This window comes from Pseudoalteromonas sp. XMcav11-Q, assembly GCF_040104525.1.
Classification (GTDB): Bacteria; Pseudomonadota; Gammaproteobacteria; order Enterobacterales; family Alteromonadaceae; genus Pseudoalteromonas.
This window is the reverse complement of record NZ_JBECOX010000004.1, coordinates 52,470-66,529: the sequence shown is the minus strand read 5'-3', so window position 1 is coordinate 66,529 and position 14,060 is coordinate 52,470. Positions and strand designations below refer to the sequence as shown.

Below are 14,060 nucleotides of genomic sequence, written 5' to 3'. Positions count from 1 at the left end.
ATGGGTTGGCAAAGCTGTTTAGCTTTGCCAACTACTCAACGCAAAATCGCAGTTAGTAAAATTAAGATCTGTAAAAGTAGGCAAAGTACATTAGTAACAATGATTGCCATTCGCTGAAATCTCAGCCCATACATCAGCCAAAAACTAAACACCAATACATACCCGATTAAAAACGTAAAGGACAAGTTGGTTGGGCCTTGGCGCTCAAGTTCGCTAAGTAGCTGGCCGAATAATGCGATAAAACCGATACCGCCGAAGAACACACCGGCGAAATCCCAGTAGGTATCTTTCGTTTGATAAAAGCCTGTCAGCCATGTTTTCATTCGCTTACTTCCTCTGATAAGTAGATATCCTGATAGTGATTGATACGGGCAACAATATGGTCATGTTGAATGGTGCAAAAACGGTTAACTACGACTACCTCACAGCCAGCGCTAAGTGCGGATCTCACCCCTTGATCTGAGTCTTCAAATGCAAGACATTTAGAGGTTGCCACTCCCAGTCGTTTGGCCGCCAATAAAAATGGCTCAGGGTGAGGCTTACCTTGCCCAACATCATCTGCGGTAATTAATATTTCAGGAATAGGTAAACCTGCTGTGGTGAGTCGTGCAACTGCATTGTGACGATTTGCAGAAGTTGCAACGGCCCACTTGCGTTGCTGTGCTTTTATTTCGCTTAAAAACGATTTAGCTCCAGGAATGGCTGTGACGGTATGGGCAAGGTCGGCTTCTGCTTGTTCCAACAGCTCAACTTCATGCAGGCTATCTAAATGCGGAGTAAATTGTTCTATAAAGTCTTTGAAACGTGCACCTCTGCCCGTAGTTAATACCATTTCTAAATCGACATGATGTTTCTCACACCAAGGCGCGACGGCCTGTCGTACTGCAACTTCAGAATCAACAAGTGTGCCATCCATATCGAATATCAATCCCTGATAATGGTTCAGGTTGAGTGAATTAAGTGCCATTTTTACTCCTTATGATAATATTTCATGCATAAACAGGCGTTTGTTGATATTAAATCGGCTTTATCGTGCATGTGTGTGCAAATAATACGCTTGTATCTCGATCTTTTTCAAGTAAAATTACGCAAAAACATGCAGGAACATGCAATGCTATTGGCAGAACGTCATCAATTCATTCTCGATCAGCTTAATTTACAAGGGCGGATCACCTCAGTGTCCTTGGCGCAAACACTTGATGTGAGCGAAGACACAATCCGTCGGGATTTAAACAAACTGGCTGAGCTTAAGCTCCTGCGGCGTGTTCATGGTGGCGCTTTAGCGCTGCAGGATAATACTCCTGACTATATCGAGCGTTTAGATAAGCCCGATACCAGTAAAATTCGTTATATTGAACCTGCCTTAGCGATGCTCGTGCCTGGACAAACGATAGTAATTGATTCTGGCGAGACGTGCCGTTATTTAGCACAACACTTACCTAAAAATATGCCGTTGACTGTGGTTACGGGTTGTCCGCTAATCGCCAAAGAGCTGGCCTACCATTCATTGGTGGATGTGATTGTGTTAGGCGGTCCTATGTTTAAACCTGCGATGCGGGTGGTAGGCATGACGGCGATCGAAATGGTGAAACGGATCCGTTTTGATATTGTTTTTATGGGGATTTGCTCGTTCCATATTCACCACGGTTTTAGCGCGAGCTATATAGAAGAAGCGGAGATCCTTTCTGCTACTATTCGTCAGAGCGATCACACTGTGATTATGGGACCGAGTCATAAACTAGATAAAGTCGCTACTTATCAGATTGTTACAGCTAACGAAATTGACACAATTATTACCGATGAAGAAATCAATCCAAGCTTAAAAAAGCAGATTGAGTCGCTAGAGATAGCGCTTACTTTGGTCTAGGTTAATACGGAGCTACTGGGTTGCTTGAGTAGCCTACTTACGGTTGAACTAAGCAACCGCCCCTTTAAGGCTTTAATAAGGCAAAAATGTGATTGTTGTAGAAACGCTCATTTTTAAATATAGCGCGTTTTAACACCGCTTCTTGCTCAAAACCTGACTTCTCTAGTAGCTTCATTGATGCATGATTGTCGTCAAATACGGCGGCAAAGATCCGTTCAATATTGGTCTCGCTAAATACCTCTGAGGTAATGTGCAAAATGGCTTTATGAGTAATTCCCTTGCGCCAATGGCTTTTTGCAAGCCAATAGCCTATTTCGCCAGAGCGCTCATATTCAAATTCGCCAGGGGTAACACCTATACAGCCGATAAGCTGCTGACCATCGCAAATCGCTCGGACATAGCCGTGTTTACTGCCTTCATTTACCCACCACATGGCATCCTGCTCGGTGTAAGGTTGCGGAATTTTTGTTGATAAATACCGAACGACATCGGAATCGTTCAAAATCACGACCATATTGTCAACATCATTGGCTTGGAACGGTCTTAGCTTGAACATCGGACTCCCTTTCAATAGATTTAAACGTAAATTCATCAATAAGTTACCATTCCCTTTCGAGGTATACAATGCGTGCTTTGTGTAGAGAAAAGCAAGCTGGGGCTGGTTGTCGCCATTTGATGTTATTTTGCGTATTTTGATTGCATTAAATAACGTTAATTATTTTATAGACGAGGAATGCACAATACTAACTTCAAGCCTTGCACCGCAAATTCTTCAACTGAGATTACCTAACCTGAACTCGGGATAAGAAGTTAGTTAACCTGAGCTGCGGATAATTAATGCCTTTCTAGCAGCCAGTTTTAGCGCTAACTGCGTTGAATTCACTTCCAATAGCCAGCTATTGGTGCGTAAATTCGCCTTGTTTTCCCTAAAACTCTCTGGCTAGATAAGGAGAAAACTAAGTTGTGCTTTAGCAACAATGAGTTGGAACATTCCTTATCCAAACCTCAGGTTAGTTAAGTTACTAAAATATCTAAGTTCAGGTTACCTATATTGTTTTTATTTTGTTTGCCCTAATAAAGAGAGTGAGATTACAAATTAATTGCAAAGGATTAGGAAGAAAAAACGATGGATAAAAATACCTTAATTGAATTGGTGACTGAGTACTTTAAAAAGATTGATGTTGGAGATTCAAGCTATTTAGACCTATTTCATGATGAAGTGACTTTCTTTTTTCCAAAGTTTGGTGACGCTGTTGGTAAGCAAGCATTACTTGAGTTTGGCGATAAAATTGGCAGCTCACTCAACAGCATTTGGCACGATATTGCGCATTTTAATTTCATTGTGTCTGGAAAAACAGTTGTTGTTGAAGGGCGCGAAGGCGGTGTGATGCGTGATGGGACGCACTGGCCTGATAATCAAATTTCATCTGGCCGTTTTTGTAGTGTGTTCGAATTCTCTGATAACTTGATCACAAGAATGCATATTTACGTTGATCCAGACTTCTCAAGCCAAGATAGTGATAGGATTTCAATATTATCGCGCTAATGTTGACTGTTTTGATAAAGAAAAGGATAGCTGATCTATGGTTTTCTCTGAAAGTGAAAAGAACACCTTACTCGCCCTCAAAGGAGTCGGCCCTACGGTAATAAAGCGTTTTGAAGAAATCGGTATTTGCAGTTTGAGTGAACTTGCGACTTATGAAGTTGAAGAAATAGCTGAGCGGGTCGCTTCTATGTTGCAAACAACTTGTTGGAAAAACAGCCCGCAGGCAAAAGCTGCCATTCAAGCTGCAATCACGAAAGCACGTAAGATGAACTAGCGTGTAAAGCCCCTTTACGGGGCTTATTCAAAGTAGTCTGGAAAACATATTATCTAGGCTTACTAAGCAACAGCTTCTACAAAGTTGAGGTCGAAACGTCCGTCCGGATCTTCTACTTTGATAAGCTCGTTAAGCGGTTTGTTTTTTAATGCCTTATTTTCAGCAAAGATGTCTAACAATAGTGGTTTTACTGCGTTTCCGCATAGCGCCTTGGCGAGTGCTTCATGAGAAAGCTTGAACAACAGGTCCATATTCTCGTCCTCGTCTTCAACGAGTTCTATATCTTCCCAGCTCTCGAAAATGTCTCTCAGTTTACTGACTTCTGCGCAGTCATCTTCAAAGTCAGATAAGATGATAAACTCGTCTGAGGCAACGTTTTTATGTTGTTCAAAACGGCTTTCTGGCAGGCTATAGATATTCCAATTTACATCGTAATGCCAAAACTCAACAGATAACGACATATGAGAATAAGCGCTTTGATTTACATAAAATTTTAGTTCGTTGATGCGCCTTTTAATAAGTGTAATTAAAACGTTTTCGTAAGCTTCAATAAGCGTATTTTTATCAAACATAATGTATCCTAACTGCGGTCTTAAATGCTAAGACTACGTGCTCCTATATTTGTTCTCAGTATTAATTCCACTCTACTATGTAAATGTGAACTTTTGTTACTGGCGTTTGCTAAAAGGTAATTTATCCAAAACAGGTTAATTTAACCACCAGTGTAGAAAAAATGCCAGTCTCTGCCGAGCCAATATGGCTTTAAATTGACAGTGTACGTTTAGTCAAAATAAGCTTGCTGTTTCGTTGTATAGCCATCGCACGATAGGGCCTTTGCTTTGATCTCTGCGTTGCACGATACCCATTTCGACGACCAGCGGGTTAGGAATATGTTCGGTTGATAGCTCGACCAGTTCGTTCATGTACCATGGCGTGTTGACAACATGTTCAGGTACTAATGCCCAACCAACCCCTCTAATGACTAAACCCATGATGTAATAGTAACTGTCAATATGCCAGTGGCTTGTAGATATGGCTTGTGACTGAGTATTACCAATGCGGTCACGTATAACGAGCTGCCGATGTTGGTTTAGCTCCTCAATGCTTGGAGCAGAATGTTGTGCAAGCGGGTGGTGAGGGGAGCAGATCAAGATTTGTTTAAAGCTGCTAATTGAGGTGAAATCCAGCGATTCTGGCAATGGTTTTTGGTGAAATAAAATGCCTATTTCAGCCCTTTTTGCGCTCACCCATTGTGCAATGTCGTCTTGGGAACCATTAATAATGGCTAATTTCAATAGCGGAAATTGCTGAGCTAATCGTTCAAACAATGATTCAAATGCGATGATGGGCACTGCTTCATCCATGGCAACAGTGAGAGACACCTCTTCGCCACTATTAAGAGAATTGGCTCTTGATTGCAGGCGCTGACACTGCATGAGCACCGCTTCAGCTTCTTTAAACAGATCGAGGCCAGCTTGATTTAACATTGGCAGTCTGGCGGAGCGGTCAAAAAGTGCAAAACCTAGATCGGCTTCCAAATTGGCAATTGCGGTGCTGACCCGAGATTGTGCCTTCCCCAAGTGTCTTGCTGCAGCTGAAAATGACCCCAACCTGACGGCGGTAACAAAGGCTTCAAGTTGATCGAGTGTCCAATGCATAATGATTAACCTATCCGAATTTCGGATGGATACTAACTTTGACCAATCTCAATTACAAGGATAATAACGGTTTTTATTGCTTAAGGATTTCATCATGCTGTTAGATTCAGCGAGCAAAACCCCCACAAAAGACACCAACGTTACCCGCACTTTTTGGCGTTATACCATCCCTGCCGTTGTCGCAATGATGGTCAATGGATTGTACCAAATCGTCGATGGTATTTTTATTGGTCACTACCTTGGTGCTCAGGGGTTGGCTGCTGTAAACCTTGCTTGGCCCATTATAGGGATCATTATTGGTTTTGGCGTTTTAATCGGGATGGGATCTGGCAGTTTGCTGTCGATTTATCGTGGCGCTGGCGACAATACCGATGTGCAGCAGCTGATGGGCACTAGCTTTTGGCTCATCGCTATCTTGACTGTGGTTGCAATGACTGTCCTTGTATTATTCGGACCTACTTTGCTTGAGCTTCAAGGTGCATCGGGTGAGCTTTTACATTCCAGTTTGGCCTATTTACAGGTATTGAACTGGGGAGCTGGGGTTACCATTGCGGCAGGTGCGTTGCCGTTACTACTAAGAAACAATGGTAAACCAGAAATGGCAACGGCTTTGCTGATTGTAGGGGCGCTCGGCAACATAGTGCTCGATTATTTTATGATTGTGGAAATGCAATGGCAACTTCCTGGTGCTGCACTTGCTACGCTGATTTCACAAGGGATAGTCGCACTTGCAGCGCTCTACTTTTTACTCACTTCTGGTGAAGAAAATAAACCCAAAGGTGCGTTTAATCAGCCCCTAGCCCTAGAAATACTAAAGCAAGGCGCAGCAGGATTGGTGATGTTTTTGTATTTTGGCTTTATCGTTGCGTTACATAACAAGCAGTTGCTGATATTTGCCAGTGAAGTTGAGGTGGCGGCCTTCGCTGTGGTTGGTTACCTTGGCGTTATTTACTATTTTATCGCAGAAGGCGTAGCGAATGGTGTCCAGCCGCCTATCAGTTATTATTATGGAGCAGGCCTTTACCAGCGCATTCACACTATGTTTAAGCTGGCGCTCAAAGTGAGCTTGGGTTTTGGTGTGATGATGGTAACTATGTTTTATCTGTTTCCGAAGGATGTACTTGGGCTCTTCAGTGAGGATTTTGCTTTGCTCAACGCGGCCGAGCGTGGTTTGCAGCTGCATCTATCCACGTTATTCTTGGATGGTTTTATATTTCTTACCTCGATGTACTTTGTTGCGGTAGGTAAAGGCGGTAAAGCGTTGGTTATTTCACTTGGAAACATGTTGGTGCAATTGCCGTTTTTATATTTATTGCCTTTCTGGTTCGGTGTTGATGGGGTGTGGCTTGCGGTGCCTATCTCAAACATCACGTTAACCGTTATTATCATCCCTCTGCTTTGGCGTGATTTATATCAGTTAAAGCATGCAGATATGGAAGCTACGTCAGGTGATAAGCAGTGCGCTTAGTTGTATACTGCAGGCGCTTATTTTAAGCGCCTTCTTAGGGTTATCTTTGGCGTACGTAGTAATTTTTTACCACGCAATCTAAATATCTCACAGCATTCACATGTCTAAATTTAAGCGGTTCGTTTAATTCTCCGAATAAAGGTATTCCGCCACCTAAAATAGTTGGAATGGTCGTGATAATTAGCTCATCAATGAGATCTTGTTGAAGAAAGCTTTGTATGGTTTTTCCGCCATCAATGTAAAGATTTTTAAAGCCCTGCTGAGCCAGTTGTTCGGCGATATCTGTCAGTTCACCCCGTACAAGCGATACCTTATCTGAAAAAACTTTTGGCACTTCTTTAAGCGTATTACTTAATACAAAAACAGGTTTATTGTATGGCCAGTCGCAATCAAATCCTTGGATTGTCTCAAAGGTATTACGTCCCATGATGATGGCATCTATGCGGGCCATAAAATCGGCGAACCCCAAGTCTGAACCTTCAGGGTTGGGTAAATCATGTAGCCAATCTAAGTGGTTGTTTTTATCCGCGATAAAGCCGTCTAGGCTTGCCCCAATATAGACGATGTTTGCCATTTTATACTCCAATTGAACCCTAAACTATTTCAAGATAAAATAAATTCTACACTGTAGAATTTATTTTATCTTAGCGAGAGTAAACAATGAGTGTCAAGGATAAGAAGCGTGGCCGACCGTTAGCGGAAGGTAAAGCACTAAGTCAGGAGCTGATCATACAAGCAGCCAAATTGCAGATGAAGGAAAGTAGAAAAGTGCCTAGTATTCGAGCGTTGGCGAGCAGCCTAAATGTCGATGCGATGGCAATTTATCACTACTTTAAAAACAAACAGGCTTTGCTCGAAGCTTTGACCTGCTCTTTAGTCGATGAAATATATGAACCTAGCTGCGATGAACAGTGGCAAACAGAGCTACAAAAGCTCAGTGTAAGTTATTTACAGCTACTCGACGACTATCCAGGGCTGTTAACTGTGCTGCTATCAATGGACTCAGTAGGTCCAGCTGAAGTGTTTCAAACCCGATTTGAGGTGATCACTCAAACGCTTGAATTACAGGGGCAGGCACAACAAGATGCGATTTGCTTACTGGTTGATTATTTACATGGTTTTGCACTTGCTATGGAGTGTCACCCAGATAGAGAAGCGTTAAATGTCTCGATGACAAACGGTACAATTGCACTAATTTGTAAAGCGATTGAGGCTTAATGTCATTGCGTTGTGGCGTTGTAAAGGGGCATTACAACACATAGAGGCGAAGTACCTGTTAGGGACGCTTGAGATAACGATTGGGAGTGGTGCCGATTATTTCTTTAAAATCTCTAATAAGATGTGACTGATCGGTATAGTTCAACTGAGCAACAATGTCTGCCATTGTAGTCGCATTGGATTCAAGCAGTGCAAGTGCTTGGTGCAAGCGGTACTTTCGAATTAGCCATTTAGGACTAAAACCGATGTAGTGTTGGCAAAGCCTTTGTATTTGTCGTATTGGCATGTCGCATTGTTTGGCAAGTTGCTCAACCGTAAAAATATCGCTGTGATCTTGCAAGGTGTTGAGAATACCTTCGGCCATAGCAGCACCTGTGCTTTGAGGGAGTGTAAACGACATTAAAAATTGTGATAGCACTTTTACCCGCTCTGCATCATCACTTGCCATGGTTAATGAAGAAACAAGCGAACTCGATAGTATATCGCAAAGATGCTGCAAAGAAAAGGTTTTATCGACACATGCCAAAGGAGTGATATCAAATTGTCCTACTAGGGCACCGACCCTAAATTTAACCCCCAAGAGCTGCCCTTTTCCATGCATTGTGTAATCGTATACTTTGCTTACAGGGCCAATAATTTTTATCTCATCGGTACTTAGCAGTAAATGAAAGTTGGGATCTGGTAAGTTTCGTTGTGTATGGGTTTTATTATCCGGCAAACACCAGTCGACAAACCAAAATTGCTCGACAAGACCTTTTAACTCTGTGCATGGGAAATACCGTCTAAGCTGGTAGTTTGGAGCGCTTTGTTGTTGGTGGAGTACACCGGTGACTGGACTAAGGTTAGATTTCATCGTTGCCTTGTTATGGATAGAACTCATTGTTTGTTGTCGCGTTTTTACAATACCAATTTTAAATTGCGTGCTAGATTTAAAACAAGCTGCATGAAACTGCAGAGCAAGATCAAACTCTTTTACTATAAAATTAAGGGAAATGCGATGCAACTAACAGGTGTGTACGAAATTATCAATTGGCAAGAAACCACAGAAAAACAATTTGATGATGGTGCCAAACTCTCCAAAGCCGTGGTGAGCCTCAGTTACGAAGGCGAAATTGAAGGCAGTAGCGAAGTTTATTATCAGCTTCACTATGCCGAAGAAGGAGATGTTGAGTTTAATGGCTTTGAAGCAGTAATCGGGTACTTTTCTGGGCAACAAGGCAAGGTTGTATTGATGCACGATGGTCGTTTTAAGCACGGTAAAGCACATAGTAATTTTACAGTGGTACAAAGCGATGTTGATGCTATTGCTGTGGGTGATAAAGGGTCGTTTGAGTCGACTGAGGGAAAAAAGGCAAACTACCAAATAACACATAACTGATAGCTTCAATGTTATTGCGCTAGGCTAAGTAGCGGTGTCTTCTTATGTCTAGCGTGTACAGCGCATCCACTAACTCCGCAAAGTGACTAATGACAACATCTGCTTGCTCTGCGTAGTGAGGTTTGTCATTAGGGGCAAACAAGCATGACGGCATGTTGGCGTTATGTGCCGCCTCTATATCGTAGAGGTAATCGCCAACATAAACACATTGATAAGGTGGCACTTGCCAGGTCTGAGCAACTTGCAGCAGCGCGGCTGGGTCTGGTTTGGCTGGCGCATCGTCTCTTGTTAAAATCAATGGAATTGGCAATCCCGCTGTTTTAAGCTTCAATCGCGCCGCTTTTGCAAAGTTTCTGGTCACAACGGCAAGCGGGACCCCCATTCTCGAAAGGTGCGCAACAGACTCCTTAACCCCAGGAATAACTTCACAGTGCTGTGCGTCACATAATTCATGTTGGTGGACGATGTTCATAGCCTCTTCACGCATGTAAGGTGAAGGCAATGTACTGATAAAACTGAGTAAGTCTTGCCCTACCGGACAGCCAATTTGCGCCCGAATAAGTGAGAAGTCGAGTTCAGATGTCACTAGTGTGCCATCTAGGTCAAAAATAATGCCTTTAACCGGTATCCTATCCATTTTTAATATCCTTTGGTTTCGCATGTGTACTGCGTAGCCCTACTTAAAGGTAGGTACGTAATTGAAGTTTGTAAAGATCAAGACGATGGAGTTTTGCTTTTGCGAGATGAGTGGCTCACTGATGGTAACGGTGAGCCACTTTTTAGTCTTTTCGAAGTTTTATGCGAGTTTGCGTAGTAGCCCTTGCGTGTTTTGTTTCATGGTGTTCGCCACCATAAAGTAACCAATCACAGCGACGAATGTTGCGCCAGTTGCAGGCCCTAATAGCCAAATATAGGGGTGCAAACGGCCATCCACATCGAATGTTTGAACTTGGATCACCAACAGTGCAATGTCACTGACCACGGCAGCTACCAGTCCTGCTAATCCGCCAAGTAATAAAAATTCATAAAGCGTGGCGAGTTTTATCAAACGACCTTTGGCACCGAGTGTGCGCAAGATAACGATTTCCTGCATACGTTCGGCAAGGCTTGCCTGAACCTGAGAAATGAGCACCAAAGAACCGCTGATAAGCACGATACTAAGTACAAAGCTAATCGCCAGTGAGACTTGAGAAATCATCGATTGTGCCTGTTTGAGCTGGCTCTGAATGTCGATCATACTAATTGTTGGATACGCTTTCAAAAACTGACTAATAACCTTAGTGTCTGCTATTTCAAGCTTGGCGGCAGTAAAGTAAGTCACAGGGAATTGGCCGGCGATTTTATCGTTGAATATCATCACAAAGTTAGGTTTCAGTGAGCCCCAATTGACACTACGTAAACTCGTCACTTTGGCTTCAATTGTTTGACTATTGATTAGGAAGCTAAGCGTGCCCCCCACTTTTATCCCTACCCGCTCGGCAAGCCCTTGAGCGACGGAAACTTGAAGCGCATCAGAGTCATCAAACCACTCGCCATCGACTACTTCATTACCCGCTGGCAATTCATCTAACCAAGTAAAATTGAGCTCGCGCCCTACCCCATCACGTGCATCTTCGTCTTTTTCTTCACCCTCTTGCAGTGAGACCCTGCGTGCAAACTCTTCGCCATTTAGCGCATTTACACGACCCAAAAAGACGGGATAAAAATGTTCATGTTTGATGCCACTTTCATCGAGTTTGCTTTGCATTGGCTGAATTTCTTGTTCCATGATATTGATAAAAAACGCATTGGGTGCGTCTTCAGGCACTTGCATCTGCCAATCTGAGATCATGTCATTTTTCAGCACCACTAAAAACAACATTAATTTGATAGCCAGAGCAAAGCTAATAAGCTGTACCGCATTTGCATTGGCACGTTTTTGCAGTGTGGCAATGGCAAGAGACCAACTTGAGCCCGGACTCAACCCTAGTTTTCTGCCCGCTGAAAATAATAGTCGTGAGATCACGTATAGCACGGCCATGAGTAGCAAGGTTGCGCCGAATAAAATCGCGGTGATCTTAATATCGCGACTAAATAGCCACATTAACCCGAAAATTGTTAATACTGAAAGCGCCATATGAATTCGACTAATCGCGATGGTGTCTCCAAGGTTGCGTCTTAGGACGCGCAGCGGCGGGATGTCAAATAAATCTAATAGTGGTTTTAATGAAAACATCATTGCGCATACCACACCCACGGCAATGCTCAACAGCCAAGGCCTAAACCCTGCTTCAGGCAGGGCCGTATCCATAAAGTTAATCAGGTAAGCGGCCCCAACACTTTGCAGCCCGTAACCGATAGCAAGACCGACTACAACGGAAAAAAAGGTCACTAAAGAAAGGTGTAAAAGATAAATACGGCGGATGGTTTTGCGACTACCACCGAGAGTTTTCATCATGGCGACGGGATCATATTGGCGCTCACAGTAGCGCTTTGCAGAAACCGCCATCGCTACGGCAGCGAGCATGATCCCAAATAGTCCAGCAAGGAGCAAAAAGCTCTCCGAGCGAGCTAAGTTTTCACCCAAAGGTGATTGCCTGTCTTTTATTCCCTGCCAAGATTGATTACTTTTGAGTTGTGGCTTGAGCCAAGTGTAGTACTCTCTCAGCTGCTGCTCTGAGCCCGAAAATAATAGTCGGTAGAATACTCGGCTCCCGGGTTGAATGGCTTTAGTCACCGCAATATCATCATGATTAATAAGGACGCGTTTGTTCCCCGCCAGCGAGAAGAAAGGGGCATCAGGCTCGCTAATAAGCACCTTACTCACTGTAAACTGCCCTGCCCCTATTTCTACCACATCGCCAATTTTAAGGCCAAGGGAATAAAACAAGCCTTCGCTGAGCCATACATTGCCCTTTTTCGGAGCGGCTTGAACTTGGTAATTCTCGCCATTAAGGCTATCTCTTAAAGTAAGTTTACCTCTAAGTGGATATGTATCTGTCACCGCTTTTAGCGCGCCAAGTATTAACTCATCGTTGGCAAATAACATCGAGTCAAAATACACTTGCTTGGCGGTATTTAAGCCAAACTCTCGTGCTGTGGTCAGTACTCGGTCGTCGAAATCATGGTTGCTCGAAAGCCGCCTGTCAGCAGCGATAAAGTCTGCGGATTTTTGTTCTAGATTCAAACGGATCCGCTCGGTAATGGAAGACAAGCTAAACACAGTCAATACTGCAAGCGCAATTGCAGCTAGGATGATGGTGAGCTCGCCTCGTCTAAATTCCCTAGAGAATAAAGTAAGTGCTAACTTAAACCACATTGACAGCCGCTCCTTGTTTTATTACTTCTAGTTTTCCAGCTTCAATATGAATGATGCGATCACACTGTTGAGCGAGTTGCTCATCATGGGTAACAAGCACCAAAGTGGTGCCATTCTCTTTGTTTAGGTCAAACAGCAAACGCTCGATAAGATGGCCGTTCTTGCTGTCTAAATTAGCCGATGGTTCGTCGGCGAATAGGATTTTGGGTTTGCCAACAAAGGCTCTGGCTATAGCCACTCGTTGCTGTTCGCCACCCGAAAGTTGTGAAGGATAGTGCGTTAGACGATGAGACAAGCCAACTTTTTCTAATAACTCTGTCGCTTGATTTTTTGCACCTTTGTCCCCAGCTAATTCAGCAGGAAGCATCACATTTTCAAGTGCTGTTAAGCTTTGCACTAACATAAATGACTGAAATACGAAGCCGACTTTTTCTGCTCGCAGTTGAGCTCGAGCTTCTTCATCCATTTTTTGTAATGATTCGCCATCTAAATGAACTTCTCCTTTGGATGCGATATCTAATCCGGCAAGCAAACTAAGTAAGGTTGACTTACCTGAGCCTGAAGCGCCAACGATAGCCACGGACTCACCTGACTTGACAGTGAAATCGATATCACTAAGGATAGTGAGATTACCTTCAACGGTAGAGACCTGTTTAGTAAGGCCTTTTACTTGGATCATATTTAACTGAGAAAGCACTGACATGAAGTACTATTTCCTAAAGTTGTTGTTCATACTTGTTATTGTAATGACGCCGTTAAGCGCAAATGCCAAGCAAAAACTCATGATAGTTGGTGATAGCTTAAGCGCCGCTTATGGCCTGAAACAAGATGATGGTTGGGTTAAATTGTTACAAAATAAATACGAAACAGAACAAAATCCGATCGAAATTATCAATGTTAGCGTTAGCGGTCAAACAACAGGTAATGCTGTGGCAAAAATAAATCAGCAATTGAAAACGATTTCGCCTACTCATGTATTAATCGAATTGGGTGGTAATGATGGCCTACGCGGATTTCCTGTAAAAAGGTTAAAGGCAAATCTCACACTGCTGGTGCAATCTAGCCAACAAGCAGGCGCCAACGTTGCCGTAATGGAAATCCAAATCCCCCCTAATTTAGGTCCTCGCTATACCAGTATGTTTACCGAGAGCTACCAACAAGTGACAGAGCAAACCGGTAGCTACCTAATGCCCTACTTTATGCTAGAAGTGGCGGCCAAACCGGAATTAATGCAAAGCGATAACTTACACCCCAACAAAGAAGCGCAACCTCTAATCCGCGACTTTATGTATCAAGAAATCAATCAATGGCTGGAAAAATAAGCATACAAAACACAAAAAAACCCGCTAAGAG

At 43.2% G+C, this 14,060-nt stretch carries 17 protein-coding genes; 7 read left to right on the top strand and 10 right to left on the bottom strand.

Translation table 11 applies throughout. The features are described from left to right. Positions 1-35: 35 nt before the first annotated feature. On the bottom strand, positions 36-323 hold the full coding sequence (locus tag ABMY45_RS07915) for a hypothetical protein (protein WP_019647463.1): 288 nt from the start codon (positions 321-323) through the stop codon (positions 36-38). Beyond that, positions 320-967 carry an HAD-IA family hydrolase gene (locus tag ABMY45_RS07910; RefSeq protein WP_239422315.1) on the bottom strand — a complete coding sequence of 216 codons (648 nt, stop codon included), beginning with the start codon at positions 965-967 and terminating at the stop codon, positions 320-322. The genes ABMY45_RS07915 and ABMY45_RS07910 overlap by 4 nt, the downstream gene beginning before the upstream one ends. A gap of 144 nt (positions 968-1,111) precedes the next feature. On the opposite strand from ABMY45_RS07910, the gene ABMY45_RS07905 reads away from it, so the two are divergent. Then, positions 1,112-1,867, top strand: coding sequence for a DeoR/GlpR family DNA-binding transcription regulator (locus ABMY45_RS07905; RefSeq protein ID WP_010605574.1), 756 nt, complete (start codon positions 1,112-1,114; stop codon positions 1,865-1,867). Between the two features lie 64 nt (positions 1,868-1,931). On the opposite strand, the gene ABMY45_RS07900 is transcribed toward ABMY45_RS07905, so the two are convergent. Further along, positions 1,932-2,423 carry a GNAT family N-acetyltransferase gene (locus ABMY45_RS07900; RefSeq protein WP_349288715.1) on the bottom strand — a complete coding sequence of 164 codons (492 nt, stop codon included), beginning with the start codon at positions 2,421-2,423 and terminating at the stop codon, positions 1,932-1,934. A 570-nt stretch (positions 2,424-2,993) separates the two neighbouring features. Here ABMY45_RS07900 and ABMY45_RS07895 point away from each other — a divergent pair. After that, positions 2,994-3,413 (top strand): nuclear transport factor 2 family protein, encoded by a 420-nt coding sequence (locus ABMY45_RS07895; protein ID WP_010605576.1) that lies wholly within the window; start codon positions 2,994-2,996, stop codon positions 3,411-3,413. A gap of 37 nt (positions 3,414-3,450) precedes the next feature. Next, the gene (locus ABMY45_RS07890) at positions 3,451-3,687 is read left to right on the top strand and encodes a helix-hairpin-helix domain-containing protein (RefSeq protein ID WP_010605577.1); all 237 of its coding nucleotides are present in this window, start codon (positions 3,451-3,453) and stop codon (positions 3,685-3,687) included. A gap of 62 nt (positions 3,688-3,749) precedes the next feature. Here the strand turns inward: ABMY45_RS07890 and ABMY45_RS07885 are convergent, their stop codons facing one another. Both ABMY45_RS07885 and ABMY45_RS07880 read right to left on the bottom strand, forming a co-directional pair. Further along, positions 3,750-4,259, bottom strand: a complete 510-nt coding sequence (locus ABMY45_RS07885; RefSeq protein WP_102058171.1) for a hypothetical protein — start codon at positions 4,257-4,259, stop codon at positions 3,750-3,752. Positions 4,260-4,472: 213 nt separating this feature from the next. Then, complete coding sequence (locus tag ABMY45_RS07880) at positions 4,473-5,345, bottom strand: LysR family transcriptional regulator (RefSeq protein WP_349288714.1); 873 nt, start codon at positions 5,343-5,345, stop codon at positions 4,473-4,475. 94 nt (positions 5,346-5,439) lie between these two features. Here ABMY45_RS07880 and ABMY45_RS07875 point away from each other — a divergent pair, with 94 nt between their 5' ends. Continuing rightward, on the top strand, positions 5,440-6,813 hold the full coding sequence (locus tag ABMY45_RS07875) for an MATE family efflux transporter (RefSeq protein WP_349288713.1): 1,374 nt from the start codon (positions 5,440-5,442) through the stop codon (positions 6,811-6,813). A gap of 40 nt (positions 6,814-6,853) precedes the next feature. On the opposite strand, the gene ABMY45_RS07870 is transcribed toward ABMY45_RS07875, so the two are convergent. Further along, the gene (locus ABMY45_RS07870) at positions 6,854-7,387 is read right to left on the bottom strand and encodes a dihydrofolate reductase family protein (protein WP_239422310.1); all 534 of its coding nucleotides are present in this window, start codon (positions 7,385-7,387) and stop codon (positions 6,854-6,856) included. An 86-nt stretch (positions 7,388-7,473) separates the two neighbouring features. Between ABMY45_RS07870 and ABMY45_RS07865 the strand changes: the two genes are divergently transcribed. Beyond that, entirely contained in the window at positions 7,474-8,031 is a 558-nt protein-coding gene (locus ABMY45_RS07865) for a TetR/AcrR family transcriptional regulator (RefSeq protein WP_102058175.1), read from the top strand. 58 nt (positions 8,032-8,089) lie between these two features. On the opposite strand, the gene ABMY45_RS07860 is transcribed toward ABMY45_RS07865, so the two are convergent. Then, the gene (locus ABMY45_RS07860) at positions 8,090-8,884 is read right to left on the bottom strand and encodes a helix-turn-helix domain-containing protein (RefSeq protein WP_349288712.1); all 795 of its coding nucleotides are present in this window, start codon (positions 8,882-8,884) and stop codon (positions 8,090-8,092) included. A gap of 144 nt (positions 8,885-9,028) precedes the next feature. On the opposite strand from ABMY45_RS07860, the gene ABMY45_RS07855 reads away from it, so the two are divergent. After that, complete coding sequence (locus ABMY45_RS07855) at positions 9,029-9,409, top strand: DUF3224 domain-containing protein (protein WP_211865420.1); 381 nt, start codon at positions 9,029-9,031, stop codon at positions 9,407-9,409. A gap of 19 nt (positions 9,410-9,428) precedes the next feature. Here ABMY45_RS07855 and ABMY45_RS07850 read toward each other — a convergent pair whose 3' ends face one another. The 3 genes from ABMY45_RS07850 to ABMY45_RS07840 form a co-directional block, all read right to left on the bottom strand. Beyond that, the gene (locus tag ABMY45_RS07850; protein ID WP_010605585.1) at positions 9,429-10,046 is read right to left on the bottom strand and encodes an HAD-IA family hydrolase; all 618 of its coding nucleotides are present in this window, start codon (positions 10,044-10,046) and stop codon (positions 9,429-9,431) included. Between the two features lie 159 nt (positions 10,047-10,205). Further along, on the bottom strand, positions 10,206-12,707 hold the full coding sequence (locus tag ABMY45_RS07845; RefSeq protein ID WP_349288711.1) for an FtsX-like permease family protein: 2,502 nt from the start codon (positions 12,705-12,707) through the stop codon (positions 10,206-10,208). Continuing rightward, positions 12,697-13,410: an ABC transporter ATP-binding protein gene (locus tag ABMY45_RS07840; RefSeq protein WP_010376092.1), complete on the bottom strand. Its 714-nt coding sequence runs from the start codon at positions 13,408-13,410 to the stop codon at positions 12,697-12,699. Before ABMY45_RS07840 ends, ABMY45_RS07845 begins: the two co-directional genes overlap by 11 nt. On the opposite strand from ABMY45_RS07840, the gene ABMY45_RS07835 reads away from it, so the two are divergent. Further along, on the top strand, positions 13,409-14,029 hold the full coding sequence (locus ABMY45_RS07835; RefSeq protein WP_010605587.1) for an arylesterase: 621 nt from the start codon (positions 13,409-13,411) through the stop codon (positions 14,027-14,029). The two genes, ABMY45_RS07840 and ABMY45_RS07835, sit on opposite strands and share 2 nt — an antisense overlap. Positions 14,030-14,060 lie beyond the last annotated feature (31 nt).

Excerpts from the sequence above, each read along its gene's own strand:
- ABMY45_RS07915 (WP_019647463.1), bottom strand. The coding sequence starts at position 323 with ATGAAAACATGGCTGACAGGCTTTTATCAAACGAAAGATACCTACTGG.
- ABMY45_RS07910 (WP_239422315.1), bottom strand. The coding sequence starts at position 967 with ATGGCACTTAATTCACTCAACCTGAACCATTATCAGGGATTGATATTC.
- ABMY45_RS07905 (WP_010605574.1), top strand. The coding sequence starts at position 1,112 with ATGCTATTGGCAGAACGTCATCAATTCATTCTCGATCAGCTTAATTTA.
- ABMY45_RS07900 (WP_349288715.1), bottom strand. The coding sequence starts at position 2,423 with ATGTTCAAGCTAAGACCGTTCCAAGCCAATGATGTTGACAATATGGTC.
- ABMY45_RS07895 (WP_010605576.1), top strand. The coding sequence starts at position 2,994 with ATGGATAAAAATACCTTAATTGAATTGGTGACTGAGTACTTTAAAAAG.
- ABMY45_RS07890 (WP_010605577.1), top strand. The coding sequence starts at position 3,451 with ATGGTTTTCTCTGAAAGTGAAAAGAACACCTTACTCGCCCTCAAAGGA.
- ABMY45_RS07885 (WP_102058171.1), bottom strand. The coding sequence starts at position 4,259 with ATGTTTGATAAAAATACGCTTATTGAAGCTTACGAAAACGTTTTAATT.
- ABMY45_RS07880 (WP_349288714.1), bottom strand. The coding sequence starts at position 5,345 with ATGCATTGGACACTCGATCAACTTGAAGCCTTTGTTACCGCCGTCAGG.
- ABMY45_RS07875 (WP_349288713.1), top strand. The coding sequence starts at position 5,440 with ATGCTGTTAGATTCAGCGAGCAAAACCCCCACAAAAGACACCAACGTT.
- ABMY45_RS07870 (WP_239422310.1), bottom strand. The coding sequence starts at position 7,387 with ATGGCAAACATCGTCTATATTGGGGCAAGCCTAGACGGCTTTATCGCG.
- ABMY45_RS07865 (WP_102058175.1), top strand. The coding sequence starts at position 7,474 with ATGAGTGTCAAGGATAAGAAGCGTGGCCGACCGTTAGCGGAAGGTAAA.
- ABMY45_RS07860 (WP_349288712.1), bottom strand. The coding sequence starts at position 8,884 with ATGAAATCTAACCTTAGTCCAGTCACCGGTGTACTCCACCAACAACAA.
- ABMY45_RS07855 (WP_211865420.1), top strand. The coding sequence starts at position 9,029 with ATGCAACTAACAGGTGTGTACGAAATTATCAATTGGCAAGAAACCACA.
- ABMY45_RS07850 (WP_010605585.1), bottom strand. The coding sequence starts at position 10,046 with ATGGATAGGATACCGGTTAAAGGCATTATTTTTGACCTAGATGGCACA.
- ABMY45_RS07845 (WP_349288711.1), bottom strand. The coding sequence starts at position 12,707 with ATGTGGTTTAAGTTAGCACTTACTTTATTCTCTAGGGAATTTAGACGA.
- ABMY45_RS07835 (WP_010605587.1), top strand. The coding sequence starts at position 13,409 with ATGAAGTACTATTTCCTAAAGTTGTTGTTCATACTTGTTATTGTAATG.
- ABMY45_RS07840 (WP_010376092.1), bottom strand. The coding sequence starts at position 13,410 with ATGTCAGTGCTTTCTCAGTTAAATATGATCCAAGTAAAAGGCCTTACT.